Consider the following 26214-nt stretch of genomic DNA (forward strand, 5'->3'; position numbering starts at 1 on the left):
CTCCTTCGCTTTGGTTCTTTTGTTCCGCTTACGACGCGACATGATTGAACGCGCCGGGACCTTCTCCTTTGGTGACAGCGATCCCCGCCGCACGCAACTCTTCGCATATTCTCCCGGAGAGCTTCTCCTTTCCGGCGCATGAGTCGCGTATGACCAGAACACGCGACAGCTCACCCGGATATTGGCACAGTTTGCCGTCGGCCCTGGCAATGGCGGCCTTCAGCGCGATCCGGGCGATCTGGGCGTAATCGGGCCGGACGCTGGAGAGGGGCGGTTCGCAGTAGACGGCTTCCGGCGTGTCGTTTGCCCCGATGATCCGGAAGTCCGCAGGCGCGCTCAAGCCCAGTTTGTGCATGGCGACCATAAAGCGCAGAGCATGAATATCGTCATAACAGATAAGCGCCAGCTCTCCTTTGAATCTCTTCAGTTCCGCCGCCGTTGCATCCATGTCGCGGGCGGAGGGGCCGGTCATGCGGATATGGCACTCCAGCGGGTTGGCGGACATGAACCGGGAGAAGCTCAACACATTGTCGCGCATATTGGGGACGCGGCAGATATCGGGGCCGAGCAGGACGAGGCGTTTTTCGCCGAGTATCTGGAAATACCGGCACACTTCATCCGTCTTTCTGCTCAAGTCCATCTGTTCCGGCGGGGGAATTGTGATGTTGCACTCCTCGAATCCCGGGAGGGCGGCAGGCAGGCAGACCGGCAGCGGCGAAATCTTCAGAAACGCGGCGAGTTCCATCAGATTTCCAGGAGGAAACCATGGAATCAGGAGAGAGTCGCATCCTTCCTGAAGAAGTTCCGCGGCCACTTTTATGATATGCGTGCCCAGATTGCTTACACAGACGAGTTTGAGCCTGACCGGCAGCTCTTCGGCCGCGTTGTTGATGGCGTTCAGGACGTTGATGGCGTACGAATCGGCTCCGGCGGGCAGCATCACGCCGATTGTGACGTTGCTGTTGCGGCTTTTCGCTTTCCGGACCCGGAGCGGATCCGCGACGAATGTGCCGCTGCCGACGTTGCTTGAAATGACATCGCGCTCGGCCAGCAGCTGCATTCCCCTGCAAATGGTCGCGCGGGTAGTTCCGAGAATGGTCATAAGCGTTCGGACACTTGGCAGGCGCTCGCCCGGCTTGAGTTGTCTTTGCTTAATGAAATCTTCGATGTAATCAGCAACTTGCTGATATTTTTCTTTCTGTGCCATACAGCGAAGGCCCTCTGTGGATACAAATAAAATTGTCCTAGTACACATTAATTATACCACAGAGAAATGAAAATGTCAAGAGGCGTTGCCGAAAAAGTGATTTTAAATGGAACATATACGGGTTCGCCAGGGGGGGCTTGCGGGTCTGTTGCACTGTTTTCAACCTTTTTGCAACTTTCCCGGAACACGAAATGGTTTTGGGATTTGAAAACAGTATATTATCATAGAGATTTATTTCAGGAGGATAGAACGATGACATCTGTATTCGACGACAAACTCGATCAGTTGTTTCAGGTTCCGCGGACCTGGGAGGCTGAGCTGCCGTGGTGTTCCGGCGCGAAGCCGGTCTGGGTGGAGAGTGTTCCCTACAGGGGCAAGACGACCCGGTTTTTCGCCTGTTACGGCCTGCCGGAAGGAGCGACGCCGGAGCGGCCGGCGCCGGGCGTGGTGCTGGTTCACGGCGGCGGGGCGACCGCCGTCGCCGACTGGGTCGCGCTGTGGAACCGGCGCGGCTATGCCGCGATCTCGATGGATACCTGCGGAGCGGCGCCGTGCTGGGCGGAAAATCCGCAGTATGCGAAGTGGCCCCGGCAGCCGCACGGCGGCCCCGCCGGCTGGGGAAGGATGGAGGAGGCCGGTCTGCCGCCGCGGGAGCAGTGGCCGTTCCATGCCGTTTCCGCCGTGATTCTGAGCCATTCGCTGCTGCGTTCGCTGCCCGGTGTGGACTCCGGCCGGATCGGTTTGACCGGGATTTCATGGGGCGGCGTGCTGACCTGCATCACGGCGGGCGTGGATGACCGTTTCCGCTTTGCGATTCCGGTGTACGGGTGCGGATTCTTCCATGAGGAGGCCTCGGCGCTCTGCTTCGAGCACCCGGATGTCACGGAAGAGTTGCGAAAGCAGTGGTTCGAGCTGTGGGACCCCGGTCACTATCTGGCGCGGGCGAAGTTGCCGATGCTGTTCTTTTCGGGAACCAATGATTTCGCGTTTCCGTTCGATGCGCTGTCCCGCTCGTTCCGGACGGTTCCGGCAAAGCTCAAGCGGCTCGGTGTGCGGGTTGCCTATCCGCACAATCATACGGAGTGCCGCACCGAGGAGACGATCTTCGACTTTGCGGATGCGGTGCTGAACAACCGTTCCATTCCCGCTGTTTCCGAAATCACGCGCGACGGAAACCGCCTTTCGGCAGCGGTCGCCTCTGAACGGCGGCTCAGGAAAGCGGAGTTCAACTTCACCCGGGCGACCGGTTACTGGGGCGACCGCTGCTGGAACACGCTGCCGGTCGAGCCGGTGGACGGGTGCATCGGCGCTGAGATCCCGCGGTGCGCAACTGCCGCCTATTTTACGGTGTTCGACCACAACGGCTGCTGCTACAGCTCGCCGATGATTGAAATCAATTGATTGAGTGCCTCCGGCGGCCGGGGGATTATCTATCGGTTTATTTGCTCTATCGGCAATACTCGCCACCGGGTGCTACCCGGTCGGGGTCAAGGGGCGAAGCGCCCTTGCCACCGGAGGTAACTTGTGCGCTATGCGCCCAGCTACCGGAGCCTGATTGAAAATCAGGCCGCGTAGCGCACAAGGTCTGCCGCCCGGTAGGGTGGACAGACCCGCCTGCCGCGAAAGCGGCATGGCTGTGACTCGCCGGTTTATTGTCTATCAGTTTATCGGCTCTATCGGCGTTACTCCGCACCGGCACGTTGCCGGTCGTGATCCAACGGCGAAACCGTTGGCCGCCGGAGATCTTCATGCGTGCAGCGGGCAAGGCCTGCAAACGGCAGGTTTTCCCCCGCTGCGATTCGCCTTGGACAACCGGAGGCGCTATTTGTCGCGGGTGCAGCGGGTGACCAGCTCGCCGTTTTCGTGATCGAATTCGGCGGTGATGATGCCGGAAGGGACGCGGATGCGGTAACGGCCGGACTTCAGGCCGCCGGGCTGCGGCTTGCATTCAAACTCTTCCCAGCCGGGCTTGGTCGGGCGCAGGCCGAAAACGCCGCGCATGATCATATTCCCCGGCGCGCTGCCCCACGGATGCACGAAGCTCATATTGGGCTTCAGCTCCGGATTCCACGCTTCGGTCGCGCAGGTCGCGCCGAGGCGGATCATCTCCAGCCAGCTGCGGTCGGAGTCGGAGGTCATCAGTTCGACGGCCTTTTCGGCGCAACCGTAACGGAAGAGGGCTTCGAGGTAGAATTGCGCGCCGTAGACGCTGCACTTCATGCCGGACTGCGCGATGAAGGCGAGCGGCCTTTCCACCTTGTCGTCATCGGCGACGCCGAAGGCCAGCGCGAACATATTCGCATGGAATCCGGCGTGGCGCGAGGCGGCGTTGTCGAGGAAAAGACCGCTCTCCGGGTCGTAAAGCCGGGTATTGAAGGCGCGTTTGACCCGGACGGCAAGCTCCTCGTATTCGCGCGCTTCGCCGGCAAGGCCGAGGGCTGCGGCGAGTTTGGACTGGTCACACAGGTCGCGGTACAGAAATGCGTTCGGAACTGCTTCGGCGGGACCGAATTCGTATTCGTCCCGGCAGGACATCGGCCAGTCCACGATCACGCGCATCGGAAATTTTTCAACCAGCCCGTCTTTGAGCAGGTGGTGGAAGGTGCACTCCGATTTGAGCCGGGGCCAGACTTCCCGCACCAGTCCGAGGTCGCCGGTGTGCATGTAATATTCGTACACCACCGGAATCATGAACATCCGCCACTCGCACGGCCAGGTGTAGTGGTTCATCTGGTAGAGGATGGTGCGGCGGGCGGTGGCGGTCTGGTGTTCGACCGCGAAATGGGTCAGCATATTGATATAGGCGTCGGCCTCGTAAGCCATGCGTTCGCGGCTCGGGCAGTCGTAGTAGATGTCAAGCGTGGTATACCGGATGGAGTTGCGGCACAGCTCCCACACTTGTTCCAGCCGGGGATCGGAGCAGGAAAAGGCGGAATCCTCCTCGCGGAACGGCAGCGTGATCGACACCGCCCGGATCGCCGCCGGATCGAGCCTGTCCGGATATCCGAGCAGCTCGGCGTAGCGGAAGGAGCGCATCCCGAAGTGGCTCAGCGTCCCGCCGTTTTCCGGGAAGCGCCACCCCTCCTGATAGCAGTTGCCGGTGCGCATCTGGAACCGCACGCCGCCGGAGGGGAGCAGCTCTTCGCCGAGCCGCAGCTCGATTTCGGCGCCGCAGGGGGAGGTCAGTTCGATTCCGCCGGCCACCGCCCGCCCGAAATCGGCCACGATGCGGCCGTCGCCGAGCTGTTCGATCCGGATCGGTGCGATGGAAACCGGCGTGTAGTGGAGCGCTTCTCCCGCTTCGAGTTCAAAGGGATCGACGGCGGTGACGGCGGCGGCCTCCCAGCCGGAGTCGTCGAAGCCAGGCCGTTCCCAGTTCTGCGGCAGGCGGGTGCCGTCGAGGTGTTCAGGCTGTTCGCCGGGGCCGAAAGTGCCGCGGGACATGCCGAGGGCGGGGTGCCACCAGCAGACCGGATTGCAGAAGTCGTTGGCGTTTTGCCGTTTCCAACCGGGACCGGTGGCGACGGTTTGCCGGGAACCGTCGGAAAACGTAAGCTCCAGGGTCAGCGCGAAGCCGTATTTTTCACCGCGCGACTGCACTGCGAGCACATTTTCACCCTGCCGGAGAAGGCCGGTCACATCGTACCGTTCCGCGACCGCGCGGCCGTCCCGGACCGGGCGGAAGGGGCCGACCGCCGCCGGGGCGCTGTTCAGGAACACCCGGTATTTCAGGAAGCTCCCGGCCAGCAGCCAGTTGTGTTCATGCTCCACCTCCATCCAGGAGGGCCACAAATAAGTATGCGGATCGGCGGCGACGGTCAGGATCGCTTCCGCAACCGTTCTGTCTATGGAAAAACTCTTGCGGCAAAAGGAGTTGCCGGCTCCTCCGATATAGTTCATCATCCGATGCTCCCCGAGGTTTGAAACTGTTTCGTATGGAGAATATATCTGTATTTTACCGAAAAACAAGGCGGTTCCGGCGGAAAACTGCTTGAAACCGCCGGAATCCGGATTATACTTTATTTGCATTTGCCTCCGGCCTTACAATGATAATTCAGAGGGACGTCTTTATGGAACTTGCCGATATGATCGCGGCTGTCGAGCCTGATTTCAACGCCGAACGCAATTTGCTCGGCTCCGTCTGGAACGGGCCGGGTTATCACAGCCGGGTTCCGAACGGAAGCTGGGTGCACCAGACCCGGCTGTCGATCTACTACGCGCTGGCGCTGCTCGACGACGGCAGGCCGGAGTATCTCGAACGCGCCGCAAAGGTGATCCGGGCGGTGCTGAAAAGTCAGGTCACCGATCCTTACGATCCTGCCTACGGCATCTGGCCGTGGCTGGACGAGGAACCGGTCGCGCAGATGGCTCCGCCCGATTGGAACTGGGCGGATTTCATCGGCTCCGGGCTGTGCCACATACTGGTCGAACACGCCGGCAAGCTCGATGCGGAGTTGAAGCGGGAGATCACCGCCGCGCTCGAACGCGCCGCATGGTCGATTTTCCGCCGCAACATCCAGCCCAATTACACCAATATCGCGCTGATGGGGGCGGCGGTGACCGGCTGCGCCGGGGAGATTCTCGACAATGCGATCCTGCGCGAATACGCGAAGAACCGGCTGGCGAAGTTTCTTGCCTACACCCGCGAAACCGGCGGGATCAACGAGTACAACAGCCCGACTTACACTTTCGTCGCGCTTTTCGAGGTCGAACGCATTCTGCAACTGGTGCGCGAGCCGGAGACGCGCAGCCATGCCGGGGAGCTGCTGCGGCTCTTCTGGAACGAACTGGCGAACCACTTCCATCCGGCGACCGGGCAGCTCGGCGGGCCGCAGTCCCGCGCCTACGGCGACTTTCTGCCGGCGGACAACGCCCGCTTCATCCGCGAGGCGACCGGAGTGGAGATTCCGATCGCCGCACCGGGAAAAGAGGGCGAGGAGTTCTGCCACTTCACCTATTCGGGAATCCGCCACCGGCCCTGCCCGCCGGATATCGCGGTGCGCTTCGCCCGACTGCCGGAGCCGGAGACGGAGGTGGCGCTGCGCTGCATCAGGCGGCAGCCGGACACCCATTCGACCTGGTGCACCACCTTCCTGAACGACGATTTTGTGGTCGGCTCGGCGAGCGTGTCGATCTTCTGGATTCAGAGCCGTCCGCTGCTCGGCTACTGGCGGGTGCCGGGAACGGCGGTCCCTGCGCAGTTCCGGTTCCGGTTCTTGCGGGACAACCGGGATTTCTCGTCGGCGCAGCTCTATTCGCGGCAGTGCCGGAACCGCATCCTGTGCGGCGTCGGCCTGCGGCGCGACCTCGGCGACCACCATCCCGGACTCGACCGGCCCGCCGACGGCGTATTCCATTTTGAACGGCTTGCCGCCTGCTTTGAATTGACCGGAAAGGGAGCGGAGGTCAGCCGCAACCCGGATGGAACTTTCACGCTGCGGCTCGGTTCAACGCAGGCGGTGATCCGTCCCGGTTCGGGTGTATTCAGCGGTATTCCGGTCCGCTGGGAGTGCAGTTCTTCTGAAAACGGGGCGCGGGTGGAGGCGGTCTTCTATGCGGGGCCGTCCCGTTCGGAGCTTTTCGATGAGAGAACCGAACTTACTCTGGCCTGCGGCGTCGAAGTGCTTCCCGCCGGCGGCGCTTCCGAAGCCGGAGCCTTCACGGAGAGCGTCGGCCCGGAAAGCGTCACGGCCGCGTGGGGCAGCCTTGCGCTGGAGTTTCCGCGCTTTGCGCAGAAGGAGTGGTGAGCGGATATCTTGCCCGGCGCGAGGTGCGGAAAGGGAAAGCCTGCCGCTTTGAAAGTGCAGGGCTTATATTTTTTATGATCTTCAAAGGCGAATCGCGGGGGAAGCCTGCCGTTTTGAAGGCAGGCGGGTCTGTCCGCCCTGTCGGGCGGCAGACCTTGTGCGCTACGCGGCCTGATTTGCAATCAGGCTCTGGCAGCTGGGCGCATAGCGCACAGGTGTCTCCGACGGGCAAGGCGCTTCGCCCTTGCAACCCGACCGGGTAGCACCCGGTGGCAAGTACTGCCGATAGAGCGGATAAACTGATAGATAATACCCTCGGTTTTGAGATTTTTGCTGCGCAAAAATCTCAAAACCGTACCCGGCACCGGCACCTTGCCGGTCGGGGGGCCCGGGGGGCGAAACGCCCCCGGCCGCCGGAGGCCGAAAGTCTACCGGGTCAGGTGGTAGACCATTACGCCGCTTTTTCGGGCGGAGGTGTCGGCGGTGAACCGGAGTTTGCCGTCGCGGTAAGCGGCAGGAACCGCTCCGGCGGCTGTGCCGTCGAGTTTCAGCGCCTCCACCCGGAAACCGGCCGGAAGCGTCAGCTCCACATCGGCTTTGCATTTTTCCAGCAGCAGCGGCAGCTGCCCCCAGCTTTCGAGCAGGTTGCGGCGCCGGTTGGCGAACTTCATTTTAGTCGCGGCCAGATTGGGCATCTGAATCAGGAGCAGGCTGCGGCTTTCGCCGAGTTTCCGGCTGTCGAGCGAAAGCAGCGCGACCGTCTGATAGCGGCTGCCGTTGGAGAGGCGCATGACCTTGCCGGTTTCGTTTCCGGCGAAGGTGAATACCTCGCACTTCGGAGCGACGACTTTCAATGTTTTCGCTTTGGCGTCGAGGGTGATTTCGCCGCCTGCGCTGGTGATGGTTCCACTTTTTTCAAGTCCCGCCAGCGCGGCGCGGGCGGCCTGCGGCAGCTTCGCCTGCCAGCCGGAAGTGAGCGGATCGACCTTCTGCACTCCGGGGAAAGTCGCTTTCGGGCCGAGGGTGCCGATCCGGCCGTACAGGCCCAGTTCGGTGAAGGCGTCCGGATAGTTGCCGTCGCTTTCTGGCGGGCCGGCCAGCGTGCGGAGCTGCTCCGGGGTACAGGTGAATGCGAAGGCGGGCGCGGCGGGCCGGATGTAGTCGCGGGTGAACAGCAGATTGATGATCCGCTCCGCCAGCTGCGCCTGCGGGTCGTTGACGATGTCGAAGCCCATCGGGATATTGAACTTCTCCATATTGAGCCGGTTGTGGGACCACGCGAAGCGGTAGAGCCCGTCCCAGTCCTGAAGGCCCGCGTAGCCGCCGATCAGCGGGGCCGCTTCCACCCGGTACGGATTCGGATTGCAGAAGTTGAACTCGGTGACCGTGTACGGCTTGCCGAAGATGCGCGTCGGCATCAGGTAGCGGGGATTCTGCGCGAGGCGCGCGATCGAGGACATGTTGGAAAACAGATAGGGCATTCCCCACTGCCGCACCGGGAAGCTCGGATGGTCCCAGTACTGGTGGTTGTCCACGAAGTCGAGCTGCTCACGGACCGGGTTCAGCGTGAATTTGCTGTGCATGTTGAGGTCGGTGATCAGCGCGGTGAGCTTCAGTTCCTGCTTCAGGAACCGCTTCTGTTCTTCGATGCACCGGATCTGGAGGTCATTCAGGAATTCGATGAAAAGCCCGCCGCGCGAGGCGCGGTTTTCCGGGGTGTCCAGCCCCTTCGCTTTCAGGAATTCGACATATTTCGCCTCGAAGAGCGGAATCAGCGGCGGGTTGCGGTTCCAGATCGACACGAGCGGATTTTCGTTGACCAGATTCAGGGAGTAGAGGGCCGGGTCCTCCGCGTAGGTCAGACCGGTGTACGGATTGCGGTGGGTCAGCAGCCGGCGTGCGAACTCCTTCCAGTTCGCCATCGCGGAGGGGCTTAACGTGACCAGGCTTTTCATTTCAAAGTCGTAGCGCCCGAAGCTATTGCCGTTGCGCTCTTCGATGTTGTCCCCGGCGCGCAGCGCGCGGCTGGCGTAGAGGTCGAGGCACAGATAGATGCCGTGTTTTTTCAGTTCCGCGAACAGGTAGTCGAATTTGTCGAGCGCCTGCGGGTCGAAGGTCAGCGAATCGGCGCTCCCGCGATCGAGCAGGTCGTTTTCAAAATGGTGGAAACGGATGGTGTTGTAGCCGAGCCGCGCGATTTTGGTCACGAAGTCGTCCGCCGTTTTTTTGTCGAGGTAGCTGGAGTTGCCCACCAGATTCGGGCCGAAGAAACGGATGCGTTTTTCCGGCGCGTCGCGAAAGGAGAAGTGCCCGTTCCCATTCACCGTGACCGGACCGTATTTCCCGGCGGGAGCGTCGAGGAAAACCGAAAAATCGAGCGGGGAGCCTTTGGCCGTCGTGCCGTCATAGTCGAGCGGCAGCCAGTCGTTGCCCGCGACGATATAGGAGGGCGGTTCGATCTGGTTCAGGTTCAGCCGGCGGTCGCCGAGGGTTGCGCCGAGAATCATCCAGACCGCGTCGCCGCCGGAAGCGGCCCGGAAGGTCAGCTTTCTCGGCGTGCCGCCGACGGGGAAGCAGGAGAGGTAAAGCCCGACGTAGGACTCCTTGTTTTCGCCGGTCCACGCCAGCGCGCCGTTCGGGAAGCTGAAGGGCTGCCACCAGTTGCCGACGTCGCGGCCCGCGAGGACCGGGAACTCCTTTTTGCCGCCGTCGGCATATTCGGCGGCGATCGTGCCGACCGGCTGTCCGGCGGCGGGAGTCCACGCGGAGGCGTGCAGCAAATACAAATATCGGAGTTCTCCGGCGGTTTTCGCACAGTTCACCGTCTTTTCCGCCGGAAACTTCTTCTGGCCGGAGGAGAGCACCAGACAGGAACGACCGTCGTTGCGGGCCGGGTCGGCGATATCGAACTCGACTCCGAGCGCGGCGAGCTTGCCCGGCTTCATCATGGAGAGATCGTTGGAAGGCCCCTGATCGGTCCAGCCGCCTTTGCCGTCGTTGAGTTTTTCATCGCGGAATCCCATATTGAAGGCCGGTTTGAGGTCTACCGCGACGGTGCGGGGCGACGCGACCCGGAGCCGCAGGTCCAGCGACGCCTCCTTGAGTGTGCCCGAAACGGGATCGGCTCCGAGACGGAACACGAAATGGTTGTTGCGCCACTTGCGGTCGTCCTGGATCAGCAGCGTGAAGTCGCCTTCGATGGTGACGGTCCGTCCGTCCAGCTCGAATTGCAGGCAGTGGACCTTGCGGCTGCCGAAGAGCTGGATGCGCTCGAACGTTGCCGGGAGTTCGATTTTCCGTCCGTCGACCAGCACGCCGGGCGCCGGGGTGTCGGCGGGCAGATTCATCACCAGTGCGAGCGTCCGGGTTTCGACCGGAGGATTGGCTTTGAACCGGGCGGAATAGGTGATCGTGTCCTCTTTCACTGCCGCGGCCGTGACGGTGAACCGGAAGCCGTTCCACGTCCCCGCGGTTTCAAATTCACCGGAGTTGTATCGCGGGAAACCGGGAGCGGCTTTGAAGCTGTCGTTTCCCAGTACCGCGGCGGACCAGTCGGGGGCGTAGCAGGTCCAGCGCAGCGCGAGTTTTCCGATCTGCAGATTGCCGTTGCCGTCCACGACCGGACCGGCCGGAAGCAGGAGCGCCGCGATCGAAAGCAGGAGAGACATCAATATTTTTTTCATCAAATCACCTCGGGTTGAATGGGTTACTGTTTATCCGGCCACAAATTCCAGTATTGATCGTAGATTTCCGAACTCTTGGGATCGGAGGGACGGTTCGGCGTTTGGGTGTCGCAGATCTCCCGCCAGTCGATTCCGGCTTTCACGTGGCCGTCGTAAAAGGCCGCGTTCAGCTTGCGGGCGTGTCGGTAGGCGGGCATCACATTGTCGACGCTCGGAAGCACTTCGCCGGTCATCAGGTAATTGGTGTTGTAATTTGCCTTGGGATATTCCGCATTCCAGTCGTTGGCATCCATCACCGCCAGTTTGCCGGAGGGATTGCGCAGGCGGTCGATTTTGGTCACACGGTGGTTGGGGGTCCGCCAGCTTGTGCCGAATTCGTTGTTGCGGCCGTAGACCACGCTCATATCGGCGAAGCCGTCCTTGTTCCGCCCGCTCTGGTTGACCAGTGTTCCGTTGGGGCACAGGAAGCTCGGCGTCACGAACTGAGGATCATCACCTTTGAATTTGAGACCGAGCATCTTCAGATAAGTTTCATTTTTGACCCAGTAGTTTTTGGAGCCGGAGGAATCCGAATAGGCGCCGTATACGCCGTAGCCGTTGTAATCGGAGGCGTAAATCTGTTCCGTCAGCCCCATCTGTTTCAGGCTTCCGGCGCATTTGGTGCTTTTCGCCTTGTCCCGCGCCTGATTCAGGGCCGGAAGCAGCATACCGGCGAGAATGGCGATGATCGCTATCACAACGAGCAGCTCAATAAGGGTAAACGGCCTTACATGGCGGTATGCGGGGGGCGTATCCGCCGCCCCCCGCGCCCCCTGCGTCCGGCAAGGTGCCGGTGCCGGGTAGGGGGCGGTGCAGTGCAAAGACGCGGTCGGTCGGTGGTGGGAAGAAGATCCGCAATAACGTGAAGTTGTCTTCCCGCTTTTTTGCGGAAAGGCAACTTCACGTTTTTGCTCCGACTTGCCGCTTGCAGAGCATTGGCGGAGGCGTGAGAGCTTGCGGGGAATAAGAGAGATGTTCAGATTGGTTGGTACGGGGAGAGACGCGGCGCTTGTCGCCGCTTTCTCTCCCCCGAACCCCTCTCTTTTCCGCAGAGCGGTATATGAAAGAAAATAGTATATTTGACAAGTTTTAATAACGAGCAGCTCAATTAAGGTGAAATTTCTGGTTTTCATCACGAATCCTCCTTCTTTTATTGGGCAATTAAGGCTTGCTGCCGGTGCATCGCATTGGAACTGCCGGTTTCCGGCCAGCAGACCCGGACCGGAAGCCACTGCTGGATCACGGAGTCGTCCCCCTCCTGAATCACGGAGATCAGCCGCTGCGTCACCCGTTGAAACAGTTCCGACGCGCTTCCGGCGACTCCGGCGGTTCCCTGCTTCGGGTCGATCGTGATGACCGCCAGCCGGATATCCTCCGGGACCCGCAGCCCCTGCCGGCGGATCGTTTCCTCCAGCGAATCGGCGAGGTCGGCGTTGCACAGGATCACTTCGGGCAGTTCCGCTCCGTTGCGGATCAGGGCGGCTGCCCGTTCGGACGGCGGCTCCTCTTCCCGGCCGAAATCCGCTTCAAACGACTCCGCTCCCGCCGCGAACAGGTGCGGCCGGAACAATCCGCCGAGCTTTTTGCGGAAGATGTTGTAGACCCTCTCGTTGAAGCCGTACTTGCCGGGCGGCCCGAAGTAGCCGATGCGGGTATAGCCGCGTTCCCGCAGCAGGTCGAGCAGGTCGCCGATCCCCTGCGCCATATTGAAATCGATGTAGTTCACCTCGGAGATGCCGTAGCAGGCGTTGGCCGATACGAACGGAATATGCCGCTTTTTCAGGATGTCGGCGATCTCGTAGGTCAGCGAGGAGAAGATGAAGACCATGCCGTCCACCGGCAGACTCGTGAGATAACCCGGATTCTGCCGCAGCTGCTCCGCCCCGATGTGAATCAGGATCGCGTGGAATCCGGCCTGCGCGGCTTCGGCGTCGATCTCGGCCGCAATCTGCGATACGGTGTAGGGCGAATAGTGGTAGCGGCTGCTGAGATAGCGCGACTCGGTCTCTTCCGCCGCCTCGTTCCGGCGGATGCAGATCACGCCGATGGTATGGTTGGGGGCGGTGTTTCCCCGCGGAATCACGAAAGCTCCCATATTCGGGACCACCGAAACATATCCCTTTTCCTCCAGCACCCGGAGCGCCTTGGAAACCGTCGCCGGATTGACGCCGAACTGCTTTCCCAGCACCCGCACCCCCGGCAGCCTGCCGGAGAGGTCGCCGCTGCGAATGCTCGTCTTCATTTTATCGACGAGTTCATGGTAAACCGGAACAAACATTTCACCTCCGTATTGTAGAGTGTTTCGCATATCGTCATATATATTTTGAATACCGTATTACATCAATGTCAATAGGGAAGTCGAAAAAAAAGTCACATTTTTTATTCCGACCGGCCTTTGGCGGCTATGGAAATTTCCCGTTTTTACAGAGAAAGGGGAGGCGGAAGAGAGTTTGACGGGATATATTGCAGGAGACTGGAAAAACACGGAATGGAGGGCATGATGTTATGAGCTTCAGGATTTTTCGGGATTTTCCGTTCGGACGGTTCGGGGTGGAGGAAAAAGAGGGAGCCGTCACTCATCTGTATCTGAATCCGGCCGGGGCGGTGCTTCCGGCGGAGGAGCGGGAGACGCCGCTGCTGGCTGAAGCGATGCGCCAGCTGGCGGAATACTTTGCCGGGGAACGCCGGGAGTTCGAGCTGCCGCTGGCGCCGGAGGGGACGCCGTTCATGCGGCGGGTCTGGGCGGAGCTGGTAAAGGTGCCTTACGGCGCGACCGCGACCTACGGGGAGATCGCGGAGCGGATCGGCAACCCGGGCGGCTCCCGCGCGGTCGGGCTGGCCAACAACCGCAACCCGATCGCGATCATCATCCCCTGTCACCGGATCATCGGCAGCAGCGGAAAACTGGTCGGCTACGCGGGCGGAGTCGAATTGAAGGAGCGCCTGCTCGCGCTGGAATCCGGCAGTCCGCTACTGTTCTGAAGGTGCGCCGTATATGGGCTTGCCGCTTCGGGAAGAAATACATCAGAAATATTGTTTTGGCCGGAAAGCAGCAGGTGCTGCCGGAAGGAATCCCCAAAAAACGTCAACAAAAAGCGCAGGGAGAGAAACATGAGTAAGAAAATCGCCTTTATCGGAGCCGGTAGCTTCGGCTTCACCCGTAAGCTGGTCCGGGACATCCTGACGTTCCCGGCCTTCCGGGATGCAACCATCGCGCTGATGGACATCGACGCCGAAAAACTCGGCTTCGTGACCACTGCGGTCAACCAGATCGTCGAAGCGGGCAACTATCCGGCCCGGGTCGTCAGCACCTTCGACCGCAAAGAGGCGCTCAAGGACGCCGACGGCGTGGTCATCACCATTCTGCAGGGCGGCTTCCAGGTGTTCCGCAGCGATGTGGAAATCCCGATGAAGTACAAGGTCGACATCAACGTCGGCGACACCCGCGGCCCCTCCGGCATCTTCCGGATGCTGCGCACCTTGCCGGTGATGCTGGACATCTGCCGCGACATCCGGGAGTGCTGTCCCGGGGCGATCGTGCTGAACTACACCAATCCGATGGCGATGCTCTGCCGCGGGATGCAGAGTGAATTTCCCGAACTGCGGATTACCGGGCTTTGCCATTCGGTGCAGGGAACCGCCGAAATGCTGGCCAGATGGATCGGCGCGCCGATGGAGGAAATCACCTACACCTGCGCCGGAATCAACCATCAGGCCTTTTACCTCGATTTCAAGTGGAACGGCAAAGACGCCTATCCGCTGATCCGGGAGGCGGTCACCACCCGCGAGGAGGTCTACAAAGAGGAGATCGTCCGCAACGAAATGTTTCTCGCATTGGACTATTACGTGACGGAGTCGAGCGGCCACAACTCCGAATACAATGCGTGGTTCCGCAAGCGGCCGGACCTGATCGAAACCTACTGCCTGCCGGGAACCGGCTGGAATCCGGGAGTGCACGCCTATATCGTCGACTGCTACCGCGAGCGCAACGACAAGTGGCAGGAGCTGACCCGCAAGGAGCTGGCCGAGCCTTTCGACCTCGCGCGGGGCAACGAATACGCAAGCTGTATCTTCAACGCGGTGTTCGGCGACTACACGCCGTTTGAATTCAACGGCAACGTCCGCAATTTCCACTACATCGACAACCTGCCCTACGGCAGTTGCGTGGAGGTCCCGGTGATCGCCGGGCGCGATACGCTCCGAACCGTCGCCATCGGCGCGCTACCGCCGCAGCTGGCGCTGCTGACCAATATCAGCGCGCGGTGCGAGGAGCTGGCGATTGAAGGTTTCTTCGCCGGTGACCCGAAGATGATTTATCAGGCGATTCTCTTTGATCCACTGACCGGTGCGGTGCTTTCGCTTGCGGAAATCCGAGACATGGTCAACGAAATGTTCGAGGCGAACAAAGAGTATCTCGGTTATTTCCATTCGCTGAAAGCATAAGGCTGGCGGCGTCAGCCGGGAATCCGGTCGCGGTAGCGGCGGATGAAGTATGCCGGAGCACAGCTCCAGGCATGGCAGGCGCTGTTGAGCCGGACATCCCCATAGGGGGTGCGGTACGGATTGTCAGGATCGAACACCTCTTGAAAGGTGTCGGCTCCGCAATCCGCCATCTTGCCCCAGTATTCCTGCAGGTGGCGGAACAGCTGTTCAAACTCGCCGGCGACCGCCCACGCTTCCAGCAGGAAGTGATGCAAAAAAGGCGTGACGGGCCGGATTGCTTCCGGTGCCGAAGCGAGTTTTCGGAGCAGTGTGCCGGCATCTTCCGGGGGAACCGCGCCTCCGAGGATCATCCAGATCTGCGAGGCATACGAGAGCTGCCGGTCCGGGCCGCTGACGAAAAGTCCCGTCCGGGGATCGCGCAGTTCGCGGCGCAGCCGGAGGCTTCGTTTTTCGGCTTCGGCCAGCAGCGCCGCCCGGTCGCTTTCGCGTCCGAGCAGTTCCGCCAGAGCGGCGGCGTTCCGCAGGCCGAAGAGGTAGACTCCCGCCAGCGCGGTCGTCTTATCGAGCTTTTCCGACCAGTCGATGAACGCCCAATGTTCGGAATGGGGGCAAGGGGTATCTCCCCAGCTTTGACGCATCGGTTCAAGTTGGCGCAGGGCCGTATCGTAATACCGGGCGGCGAATTCCGCTCCGCCGGCGGCTTGTGTGTGCTCGCGGATCAGCGCCGGGAAAAGCAGCGGATAATCCGCCAGCCAGTTGCCGGGGGCGGGTACCGGCTTTTCATAGACGCTGGAAACCACCTGCCCCTGCTCCGAAGTAAAGGCGGCCAGAAGTGCGATCGAGCGTTCCACCAGGTCAAAGCGACGGAAACTCACCCGGTCCACTTTAGCCTGCAAATAGAGGTCTCCGAGCCAGAGCCTCCGATCGCGTTTGGGGCCGTCCTCAAACAGTTCCTGCATACAGTCCCGGAGTGTGCGCAGCGCGATTGCGTCGAGCCGCGCCAGCCGTTCGGGAACGCCCGGCGGGGGCGGCGGCAACCTCCGTCCCACGGCGCTTTGGGCGATGAACCGGATATCGTCAAATACCAGCCGGTCCGGCGTGCCGACCACTTCCAAAAGCAGATAGCGCATCGCATAGCGGCGCGGCAGCACCACGGTTGCCGGAATCTCGTCGATCGTTACGGTCTCCTCCTGAATCCATGAGCGGCACAAATACCCGGTGAACGGCCGGTCCGCTTCGGCGATCTCCTGCGGCAGTTCCGCGAAGAGCAGTTTCAATCGTACCGGGGCGTCGGCCGGCTTGCCTGTGGTGCGCATCGCCAGTTTCAGGCGGCCGACCGAATGCTCTCCGAAGTCAAGGAGGAAACGCTCTCCCGCGGCGAACGGCCGGTTCAATACTCCTGCGACCGGCCCGACGCCGATCGCCGCATACCCCTGCCAGGCGGTGGAGTCCGCGGCGAAGGCCACCTGTTGTTCCGGAGCGACTTCCCAATGTTCCAACTTCGGTTTCAACACCCTGACCTGCCGGAGCAGTTCTTTATCGCAATTGGCCATGATCTTTCTCCTCTGCCTTTTCCGCGGTCACGGCGACCAGTACCGGGACGGGGGAGTTCGACGGAAGCCAGTCGATTCCCCCGTCCTGCGCCTCTCCGGCGGAGAGGAAGTCGAAGGAGTCCACCCTTACCTCCGGGCGCGGATTCCGCCACGCCGCGACGAAAGTGCCCACTTCACTGCCGAATGCGTTCCGGCAGATGATTCCGACTTTGGCTTCCGGCAGCATGGCGACCCGCCACCAGTCGCCGATGTTCTTGCCGCCCTGAAGTTTGTAATCGACGGTTTTGCCGTCGGCATAGCGGATCCGGTAGGCTCCGGCGAATCCCCGGTTTCCCCACGCGGCGGTGTGCATGAAAAAGAGCCGGGACACCTTTTCATGTACCCGGATGCCGCGTACTGCCGCCGGAAGTCCGGGGCGTTCGGAGCCGCGGAGCACCAGGCATCCCCGGCCGCCGTTCCGGGCGGGATCGACGATGCGGAACCGCACTCCGGCGGCGGTCAGCTCCCCGACCGGCATCATGCGGAAGTCGTTGCTGCCCTGATCGGTCCAGCCGCCCTTGCCGTCGTTTTCATATTCGTCGCGGAACGGGGCGTTCGCATATGGTGCAAGGTCGATCGGCTTTTGCGTCTCCGGCCGGACTTCAAAGGTCCGGCTCTGGCCGACGCTGAGCGGCTGTGCCTGTTCCCAACGTTCTTCGCCGACCGCATAGGCCAGCAAATTGCGCAGATAGGCGGCCGCTGCGCTGTCATTCCGGTAACACGCCGTTGCTTCCAGCTGCGACAGCAGGACCCGCCCGCTGCCGACAGTTCCTTCTATAACGGCTCCGCCGATGCCGTTCTGCCCGAGGCCGGTTCCCCTGACTGCCAGCGCATCCGGAGAGTAGGGGAGGAAAGCCGCTGCTGCCACGTAACCGTGGTCCGGGTTGTTCCAGGTATCGAACCGGGCCGGATCGAGGCCGGCGAAAAGCGGATGGTCCGGCGTGACGACATCGACGAAGGTGTTGCCTCCCGGCGCCGGGCTCCGGTTGCCGGGCAGGATGCTTTTGATGTTCTTCTGTTCCAGCACCAGCAATGTGCCGCCGCGGTTCAGGAAAGCGGCGACTGCGGGATCGTCCTGCAGCCGGAGGGTCTGCGGTTCCGCGGTTTCGGGAGGTACGGCCAGCACGGAGTCCGCCGCGGCCTCCGCCGCGGAATTGATCCGCCGGCAGGCAAGGCCGAACTCATCGAGGAGGGTTTCAAGTGCGGCCACATTTTTCCCGGCGCCGGTATCCAGCACGAAAAGAGGGCGCCGCCCGGTAATCTTTTCCGGCCGGGGCGAGAGGAAAAGATCGTAGTAATTTCGCGCGACGATTTCATCCGCCTCGCGCAATGTCACCCGGAGTTGCCAGTCGCCGGAGCGGAGTCCGGCGGGAACCGTCAGGGCGACCGGCACGGAACTGCGGCTGTACGGCGCTATCTCCGGCAGCTTTTGCGTATGCAGGATGACCGCTTCGCGCGTGGTGCGGTGGAGGGCGAGTTCGAGTTGCGGCGCCCGGTATCTCCGGGAATTGCTGTTCACAAGTTCCAGACGCCAGCGGTAGTTCTCCCCGGTGAACAGGTTGCGGGGGAAAAGCGAGTTTTCATTCCGCAAAGCCGGGAAAAGCGGTTGCGTCCACAGCGTCGCCGCCGGATTGCCGCCGAACCACGGCGCGAAACCGCTGAAATTCGGGTCGAGCCGGAATATCTCATAGATGCGCCTTCCGTAGAGCGCCTGCGCCCACTCCGCGAAGCCGGGCGTCAGCGCCTCGAAAAGCGGCGCGCAGCCGATGAAACCGATCCCATTCGGGCTGCCCCACGAACTGGGCTTGTTTACATAGTCGGCGTATTGCCCGATATCGCCGCGCCGGAAGTTGCGGTCCGTCACATGCGTTCCCCATGAGAAGCCGACCGTCTCCCACGCAACCAGCGGCCGCGACAGCCGCCCGGTTTCTCCGTAGATCCGCAGTTCGCCCTCATACTGGCGGGCCAGCAGTTCCGGCAGCCGGCTCCACGGCGAAGCCAGCCCGGCATACTCGTGGATGTCGATCACATCGGTTTTCAGGCGGTTCGTACCGTAGGAGTACCAACTGCCCATGGCGGAAAAGGAACAGGCCGGGCGTCCCGATTTATCCAGCGCGCGTACCGTGTCGTACTGGAGATCCAGCTGCCGGGCGATTCCCGGTTCCTGGTGCTTGATCTCGTTGCCCAGCGACCACATGCAGACGGAGGGATGGTTGTAACTCGCCTTGACGAACTCGGCGATTTCGCGCAGGTTGTTCCGCTCGAACGCCTCGAAGTCGAGATTCGTGGTGAAGCTCCATGCCCATTCGTGGTAGATCATCATGCCGATTTCGTCCGCAATTTCCAATGCAAGGGGCAGGATCGGCATATGGGAGGTGCGGGTCATCACATAGCCCAGATTGCGGTAATCCAGCAGGATTCCGAGAATATTCCGCTCCTCCTGTGCTTCGTCCAGGCCGTTGCCGCCGAACTTGGAACCGATATTCTGGCCGAACAGGTAGATTTCTTCGCCGTTCAGAAAGAATTTTCCGTCCCTGGCGGCGAATTCCCGGTAGCCGAACCGGACCGCATCGCGGGAGAAGCCCCCTTCGGCGTCCTTCACCTCACAGACCAGAAAGTACAAATAGGGATTCGTCGTCGACCACCTAACCGGATCGCTGAGCGGAAGTTCGACCGTGCCGGTGTTGACGCCCGGTTGCAGCGCGACGGCATGCCGCCGTGTTCCGGCGAGTTTGCCGGCATCCTGCCGGATTGCGGGCGTAGCGGAAAAGTCCAGTGCGGTTTTCACGGTTTTTCCGGTGTGGTTGAGGATCTTGTAATCGACCTCGACGGCACTTTTCGCCAACCGTGGCGTAACGAACAGTCCGGCGATTCGGATTTCCGGTTCCAGCGACAGCGCGACGTTCTGCCAGATGCCGCCCTTGATATCCTTTACGGACCACTGGGCGCCGTAGGCGTGGTGAATCTTTTCCGGATTCGCGGCGTGCCCCTGATCGGTGAACACCCGGATTGCGAGCGTATTGCGTCCGGGCCGCGCCGCATCGGTCACATCCAGCTCGAATGCGGTGAAGTCCCCGAGATGACGGCCGACTTCCCTGCCGTTCAGGAAGAGTGTCGCATCGCAGCCGATCACATCGAATTTCAGGATCACGCGGCGTTGCTTCAGCTCCGTGGCGGCGAGGTCGAATGTGGTGCGATACCAGCCTTTCACGTAAGGTTCGCGGAGATTCTGCTTTTCCGGGTACTTCAGATACCAGTTCAGCGGAACCGCGATTTCAGCCCAGCCCGAATCGTCGAACTCCGGGCGCTCGATTCCCCGTTCCCGGTCGGCATCGGCAGGAAACGGCTTCACTGCAGTCTCCAGTTCGGAGATTTTCCACATTCCGTTCAGCGAACGCTGCACTTTCGTAGGCCCGGTTGCGGCGATGTCGATTGTGTCGGCCCGGCGGAACTTCCCGCGCGGCGGCAGATAGGGTGCCGGCGATACTTCGGCATCGGGACGTTCGCCGAGGTCGCGTACTGTGATCGAACGGACCTCGATCAGGCCGGAACTGTTTTGCAGACCGACCATGAGTTTCGCGGTCCGGGCATCTTCCGGGACCGACATCGGAATTGTGACTTCCCGCCAGTCGAAATCGCCGTGGTTCCACTGCCGGGGCGTGTCGGCGACAATCTCCCGGTGACCGCTGCGGCAGCTCAGGATCAGCTTGATTCCGGTGAAATCCTGCGGCGGCCGCGTGACCTTTTCGGCCCGCAGCCGATAGACCAGCTCGATGTCGTGGCCCCGGTAGGGAATGATGTCGAATGTGCGTTGTGCCGTCAGGAAGCGGTTCGCCTCTTTCCCCGGCCTGATCTGGATTTCCAGTGTCCCCGCCGGAGTGAGGCGCGCACCGTCAGGAAGCGTCCACGCGGCGTCAAGCGGCACCGGGTGTTCCTCTCCGCGCGCAGCCAGAACGCACAGTAGCAACATGGTGAAAAGCAGCCGCCTCATTCGTAAATCTCCGCCCAGACAAGTTCATGAATCACCTCGGTGGGAGGAAGCACTTCGACATGGCCGTCGAGCATGCAGAGCGCGGCGCGGTTACCGTGCCGGTAGGCGAAGATGTTCCCCCAGACCGAAGGCGTGGTCACCGTCTGCCAGGCGAGGAGATTTTCCGCATGGCTTTTACGGAACATCCAGCCGAGCGTGTCCGCGAATTCCGGCACCTTCGACGGGCGTTTCACCCGCGTCACCTTGGGGGCAATCTGGTTGTACTGATAGAACGGGTCGTGGTTGAGGCCATAGGAAAACGGAATTTCACACCCCTCGTTGTTCTTCACCTGAAACGCAAAGGTCGCATTCGGGCAGATCAGGCCGGGAGTGATCCGGTTGCTGTACATCAGGTTGCCGGGGCTGGCCGGGTCCGGCTTCGCCCCGTCCAACAGTGCGCGGAAGCCGGGATTTTTGAACCAGTGGTAGGAGTCCCCTCCCCACGGCACCCCGAAGCCGTCGTAGTCGTTGAAGTACATGCTCAGGGCCGTGCCGTACTGTTTGAGGATGCCGACGCATTTCGCCTGTCTGGCTTTTTCGCGCGCCTGATTCAACGCCGGCAGCAGCATGCCCGCCAGCACCGCGATAATCGCAATTACCACGAGCAACTCGATCAATGTAAAACCGGCGATCACGATACGTTTTTTGCTGATGCTTTCGGGCAGATGATTCGTTTTCACTTCATACCTCCTGATGTGTTAGGGTCGTGTACTTTGACGGACGATATATTCAGACGGAGTCATGAAACTCCGTCCCGGTTCACAATTCGGGTAATCGATCAGCATCTCCACTGCTTTTTCCATCATCGCGGCCACGTCGTAGCCGATGCAGGAAAGTTCGGGCTGCACCCATTCGGTGGCTTCGAGGTTGCCGACGCCGACCAGTTCCACGTCGTCCGGCACCCGGATTCCTTTCCGGGCCAGCCGGGACATCAGCCGTACCGCGGTTGCCGAACCGCTGACGATGAACGCGCCGGAGCCGGAAGTGCGTACAAATTCCGCCACTTCGTCGGCGCAATCCGGCAGGCCGATGTGCCGGAACCGGTGTTCAACCGGTTCGACTCCCGCCGCCTTGCAGACGGTCGTCAGCGGGCGGGAGTCGGTGTGCGGAGAACAGATGTGGCCGATTTTCCGGTGCCGCCGGGCGAGATCGGCGACCGCCTGCCGGAATCCCGGTTCGTAATTCACTCCCACCGTCGCAAAGACCGGATCAGGCGTGCAGTAGGTCACGACCGGAAACTTTTCCTGCCGGAGCGTTTCGTAGAATTCCGGGTCTTTCCGGAACGAACCGGGCTGGAAAAACACGCCGTCCACATTGCGTTCGTGCAGCAGCCGCAGCAGTGCGAGCTCCTTCTCCTCTCCCCACGGAGTCGGGCAGGTCAGCACCTGATAACCGCGCGCCTGCGCCGCCGTGATCAGGTGAAACGCCAGCATCGAATAAGAGGGGTCGCGCAGGTCGCCGACCACCATCCCGAATGCGCCGCTTTTTCCGGTTTTCAAGGCTCGCGCCATATAGGAGGGCCGATAGTTCAGCTCTTTCGCGACCGCGAAGACCCGGTCGCGCGTTTCGGCGGTCAGCTTTTTCGCCCGCGCCTTATGGTTCAGCACCAGCGAGACCGTGGAAATGTCCACGTTGGCCCGACTGGCGATATCCGCCAATGTAACCCGGTTGTTTCGTCCCATCAATCTGAAATCCCTGAAAAAGCAATTGGTCAAACGTTTGAATTATATTATACCAAACTTGAGGGCAAAAGTCAAGAGCGGTAATGGAAAAATCTGGAAAATCGTCCGGTACCTGCCGGACCGGGCGGCGGAGCTTCTACGGATTCAGCCGCTTCAGCAGCCGGCGCGTACAGTAGAAGAAAGCTCCGACGGCGACCAGGCCGCCCGCGAATCCGATGCGGGAAATGGAGGAGTAGGTGCAGACGGCTCCGCCGAGCAGCGTTCCGCAGCCGATCCCGAGATTGAAGATGCCGGAGAAGATCGACATCGCGACCGCCGTCGCCTCCTGCTGCGTATGCTTGATGATCTCCGCCTGGCAGACGATGTTGAACGCCGTCGCCGCCACTCCCCAGAAGCAGCACAGCAGGATCACCGCGCCGGTCTGAAAGGAGGCTGGATACAGCAGCAGCAGCGCCCCCGCGATTCCGCCCAGCGAGAGTTTGATGAAGGTATGGGGGAAACGGCTGTAAAGCCACGAGAACAGGAAGCTGCCCAGAATCCCCGACACCCCGAACAAAGCCAGCGTCATCGTAATCCAGCTTTCCGGCAGTTGCGCGACCTGCTTCAGAAACGGTTCGATATAACTGTAGGCAGTGTAATACGCCGTTGCGACCAGTGCCGCCAGCCAGTAGATGCCGAGCAGCAGCGGATTCCTGAGGAGCCGGGGCAGTTCGCGCAGCGTGAAGGTCTGGCGGCTCGGCAGCCTGGGAGCCACTTTCAGCAAATAGGCGAAGATCGCGAATGCCAGCAGCCCCACGCACAAAAAAGTCATCCGCCAGCCGATGTGAAGGCCGATCGCCCGCCCCAGCGGCAGCCCGAAGATCATCGCTACGGAGGAGCCGGTCACGATCATGCTCAGTGCCAGCGGGCGGTGCTCCTCCGAAACCACCCGGACCGCGATCGGCGAAGCGATGGACCAGAACACCGCATGGGAGCAGGCCACCCCGATCCGCGAAGCCATCAGCGCCCCGAAACTGCCGGAAACGGTCGACAGAATCTGGCACACTCCGAACAAAGCCAGCGTGCAGAGCAGCAGTTTACGCATCTCCATGCGGCAGACCAGCAGCATCAGCGGCAGCGACAGCAGCATCACGACCCACGCGTAAACCGAGATCAGCAGCCCCGCGTGCGCTTCGGTGATCCCGAAATCGGCCGCGATATTGGTCAGCAGCCCGATCGGCATGAATTCGGAGGTGTTGACGACGAATGCGGAAAAGGTCATCCCCAGCAGGGGAAGCCACTCTTTGAGAGGCATATTCTTTTTCATAACGGTGTTCAGCGGCCTCTCCGCCGGGCAGGGAGGATGGAGCGGCCTTTCATTATATCAATGCAACCCTTGCAAAATAACAGAATGCACCACAGTTTCAATTCAAAACTTCGATATGATTTACGGCATATACCGAACCTCCGGGCCGGCTTTCCACCGGCCCGGAGGTTTGAATGTTTCGTCAGAAAGTTCAACCGACCTGGGCGCCGGAGGCGATTTCACCGTCGACGGTCACGAGTTTCAGCTCCTTGCCCTGTTTGGCCGCGAGCAGCATGCCGTTGGATTCGACGCCGCGGATCACCGCCGGCTTCAGGTTCGAGACGATCACCACCGTCTTGCCGGTCAGGGAGTCCGGCGTGTACCAGGCGGCGATGCCGGAGACGATCTGGCGCTTTTCCCCGCCGACTTCGATCTGGAGTTTCAGCAGCTTGTCGGCCCCTTCGACCTTTTCGGCCTGAAGCACCTTCGCGGTCTTCAGCGCGACTTTGGCGAAGTCGTCGATCGCGATCAGGTCGACCACATTGACCGGTCCGGCCGTCTTTTCCTGCTTGGCTTTGGCCGGTTTGGAGGCCGGAGCGGGTTTGTCCGCTTCCTCCGCCAGAATACGCGGGAAAAGACCGGCGGAATCCCGCACGGTACGCCCCGCCAGATCGCTCCTGCTGGAAAGGAGGTCCGAGATCCGCGCGTTGGTCAGCTCCTCGCCGGAGTAACCGAGGCAGGCGCGCAGTTCGGCCATCTTGTCGGGCATCACCGGCGCGAGCAGCACCGAAATCCGGCGCAGCGCGTCGGCGGCGGTGTAGAGCACGGTGTTGAGCCGGGCGACTTCGCCTTTCTTGGCCAATGCCCACGGCGCGGTCTTTTCCAGATAGCGGTTTCCGGCGCGGACGGCGTTCATCACCGCATTCAGCCCCTGGTCGAACTTCATCGCTTTCAGGCTGGTTTCCATCGCGGCGATCGCGGTTTCGACTTCGCGGTTGAGTTCGAGGTCGTCGGCATTGAGTTCGGCGGGGGGCTGGATCACGCCGCCGGAGCGGAGCGTCATCTTCAGCACCCGGCTCAGCAGGTTGCCGAGGTCGTTCGCAAGGTCGCTGTTGTAGCGGGCCACGAAGCTCTCCTCGCTGAAGTTGGCGTCGTTGCCCGGCGACATTTCCGACAGCAGGAAGTAACGGAACGCATCCACGCCGCATTTTTCGATCATATCCATCGGATTGACCACGTTGCCGAGCGACTTGCTCATTTTGGTGTTGCCGGTCAGCCACCAGCCGTGCGCGAAGATCGTGCGCGGCATCGGCAGCCCGATCGCCTTGAGCATCGTGGGCCAGTAGACGCTGTGGGTGGTCAGGATGTCCTTGCCGATCAGGTGGTAGCTGGCCGGCCACCATTTTTCGAACTCGGCCTGATTGCGGCGGTAGCCGACCGCCGAAATATAGTTGATCAGCGCGTCGAACCACACATAACACACGTAATCGGCGTCGAACGGCAGTTCGATCCCCCAGCTCAGGCGCGATTTCGGGCGGCTGATGCAGAGGTCGCCCAGTTCGCGCTTCAGGAAGCCGAGCGTCTCATTGGCGCGGAAGGCCGGCTGGATGAAGTCCGGATGGGTCTGGATGTAGTCGATCAGCCACTGCTGGTATTTGCTCATGCGGAAGAAGTAGTTGGACTCCCGGATCGCGGAGACTTCGCGCCCGCATTCCGGGCACTTGCCCTCGACCAGATCCTTTTCCGTATAGAAACGCTCGCAGCCGACGCAGTACCAGCCGGTGTATTCGGCTTTGTAAATCTCGTCGCGGTCGTAAAGTTCCTGCAGGATCTCCCGGACCACCTCCTTGTGGTATTCGTCGGTGGTGCGGATGAAGCGGTCGTTGGTGATGCCGAGCCTTTTCCACAGCTCCTGGAAGCGCACGACGGTTTCATCCGCCTGCTGCTTCGGGGAAACTCCCCGTTTGGCCGCTGCCTTTTCGACCTTCTGCCCATGTTCGTCGGTGCCGGTCAGGAAGAAGGTATCCACATTCAGCGAACGGTAGTAGCGCGCCAGAACGTCGGCCAGGATCGTGGTGTAGGCATGACCGATGTGCGGCTTGTCGTTGACGTAGTAAATAGGGGTGGTTACATAGAAGTTGTCGGTATTCATGGGCACCTCGCAAGTAGACGGTATTGAACTAAAACGAACTATTATCAAGTGTGCGCGGCTTCCCGGATCATCCACATCCCGCGACAATCACAATTGCTTAATATACAGCGGAATTTGAGAAAAACCAGCAGAAAATCGGCTTGAATCGGGGATATTTCGGATGAAATGCGCCGATCATGATCCTTTCATGGAATGAATTGACGCCGAGTGCAGGTTTCCGATGAGATCGAGCTGCTGGACAAGCCGCTTGCATCGGAAGTCCGCCTTTTTCCATTGACGTCGGCGAAAAAAAACGAATTTTTCCAACAGCGGGTATTGCTTTTGGCGCGCGAATATGGTATAATTAAAGAGGGT

The 26214-nt window shown here is 61.0% G+C and carries 15 protein-coding genes; 4 read left to right on the forward strand and 11 right to left on the reverse strand.

Features of this window, described 5'->3' with window-relative positions; genetic code table 11:
- Positions 1–28 precede the first annotated feature (28 nt).
- Positions 29–1255 carry a GntR family transcriptional regulator gene (locus tag C8D82_RS13210; RefSeq protein ID WP_116884762.1) on the reverse strand — a complete coding sequence of 409 codons (1227 nt, stop codon included), beginning with the start codon at positions 1253–1255 and terminating at the stop codon, positions 29–31.
- Positions 1256–1459: 204 nt separating this feature from the next.
- Between C8D82_RS13210 and C8D82_RS13215 the strand changes: the two genes are divergently transcribed.
- Positions 1460–2608, forward strand: coding sequence for an alpha/beta hydrolase family protein (locus C8D82_RS13215; RefSeq protein WP_165833071.1), 1149 nt, complete (start codon positions 1460–1462; stop codon positions 2606–2608).
- 420 nt (positions 2609–3028) lie between these two features.
- Here C8D82_RS13215 and C8D82_RS13220 read toward each other — a convergent pair whose 3' ends face one another.
- Entirely contained in the window at positions 3029–5110 is a 2082-nt protein-coding gene (locus C8D82_RS13220) for a family 78 glycoside hydrolase catalytic domain (protein WP_165833072.1), read from the reverse strand.
- Positions 5111–5277: 167 nt separating this feature from the next.
- On the opposite strand from C8D82_RS13220, the gene C8D82_RS13225 reads away from it, so the two are divergent.
- Positions 5278–6954 (forward strand): hypothetical protein, encoded by a 1677-nt coding sequence (locus C8D82_RS13225; protein ID WP_116884765.1) that lies wholly within the window; start codon positions 5278–5280, stop codon positions 6952–6954.
- A 428-nt stretch (positions 6955–7382) separates the two neighbouring features.
- Here the strand turns inward: C8D82_RS13225 and C8D82_RS13230 are convergent, their stop codons facing one another.
- Genes C8D82_RS13230 through C8D82_RS13240 form a run of 3 tightly spaced genes read right to left on the reverse strand, consistent with a single transcriptional unit; the run spans position 7383 to position 12954 of the window.
- Positions 7383–10637, reverse strand: coding sequence for a glycoside hydrolase family 5 protein (locus C8D82_RS13230; protein WP_116884766.1), 3255 nt, complete (start codon positions 10635–10637; stop codon positions 7383–7385).
- Between the two features lie 23 nt (positions 10638–10660).
- Positions 10661–11809 (reverse strand): type II secretion system protein, encoded by a 1149-nt coding sequence (locus tag C8D82_RS13235; protein WP_116884767.1) that lies wholly within the window; start codon positions 11807–11809, stop codon positions 10661–10663.
- A 17-nt stretch (positions 11810–11826) separates the two neighbouring features.
- Positions 11827–12954: a GntR family transcriptional regulator gene (locus C8D82_RS13240; RefSeq protein ID WP_165833073.1), complete on the reverse strand. Its 1128-nt coding sequence runs from the start codon at positions 12952–12954 to the stop codon at positions 11827–11829.
- Between the two features lie 227 nt (positions 12955–13181).
- On the opposite strand from C8D82_RS13240, the gene C8D82_RS13245 reads away from it, so the two are divergent.
- On the forward strand, positions 13182–13658 hold the full coding sequence (locus C8D82_RS13245) for a methylated-DNA--[protein]-cysteine S-methyltransferase (RefSeq protein WP_116884769.1): 477 nt from the start codon (positions 13182–13184) through the stop codon (positions 13656–13658).
- A 129-nt stretch (positions 13659–13787) separates the two neighbouring features.
- Positions 13788–15119, forward strand: a complete 1332-nt coding sequence (locus C8D82_RS13250; protein WP_116884770.1) for an alpha-glucosidase/alpha-galactosidase — start codon at positions 13788–13790, stop codon at positions 15117–15119.
- A gap of 11 nt (positions 15120–15130) precedes the next feature.
- Here C8D82_RS13250 and C8D82_RS13255 read toward each other — a convergent pair whose 3' ends face one another.
- The 6 genes from C8D82_RS13255 to metG all read right to left on the reverse strand — a co-directional run bounded on the left by C8D82_RS13255 (position 15131) and on the right by metG (position 25860).
- Positions 15131–16672: an alpha-L-rhamnosidase-related protein gene (locus tag C8D82_RS13255; protein ID WP_116884771.1), complete on the reverse strand. Its 1542-nt coding sequence runs from the start codon at positions 16670–16672 to the stop codon at positions 15131–15133.
- On the reverse strand, positions 16656–20702 hold the full coding sequence (locus C8D82_RS13260; RefSeq protein ID WP_116884772.1) for a glycoside hydrolase family 2 protein: 4047 nt from the start codon (positions 20700–20702) through the stop codon (positions 16656–16658). The genes C8D82_RS13255 and C8D82_RS13260 overlap by 17 nt, the downstream gene beginning before the upstream one ends.
- Positions 20699–21421, reverse strand: a complete 723-nt coding sequence (locus tag C8D82_RS22165; RefSeq protein ID WP_116884818.1) for a type II secretion system protein — start codon at positions 21419–21421, stop codon at positions 20699–20701. Before C8D82_RS22165 ends, C8D82_RS13260 begins: the two co-directional genes overlap by 4 nt.
- Before the next feature lie 18 nt (positions 21422–21439).
- Positions 21440–22423, reverse strand: coding sequence for a LacI family DNA-binding transcriptional regulator (locus C8D82_RS13270; protein ID WP_116884773.1), 984 nt, complete (start codon positions 22421–22423; stop codon positions 21440–21442).
- Positions 22424–22559: 136 nt separating this feature from the next.
- On the reverse strand, positions 22560–23729 hold the full coding sequence (locus tag C8D82_RS13275; protein WP_116884774.1) for a sugar transporter: 1170 nt from the start codon (positions 23727–23729) through the stop codon (positions 22560–22562).
- A gap of 190 nt (positions 23730–23919) precedes the next feature.
- Entirely contained in the window at positions 23920–25860 is a 1941-nt protein-coding gene (gene metG, locus C8D82_RS13280) for a methionine--tRNA ligase (protein ID WP_116884775.1), read from the reverse strand.
- Positions 25861–26214 lie beyond the last annotated feature (354 nt).

The organism is Victivallis vadensis, assembly GCF_003096415.1.
GTDB classification, from domain to species: Bacteria; Verrucomicrobiota; Lentisphaeria; order Victivallales; family Victivallaceae; genus Victivallis; species Victivallis vadensis.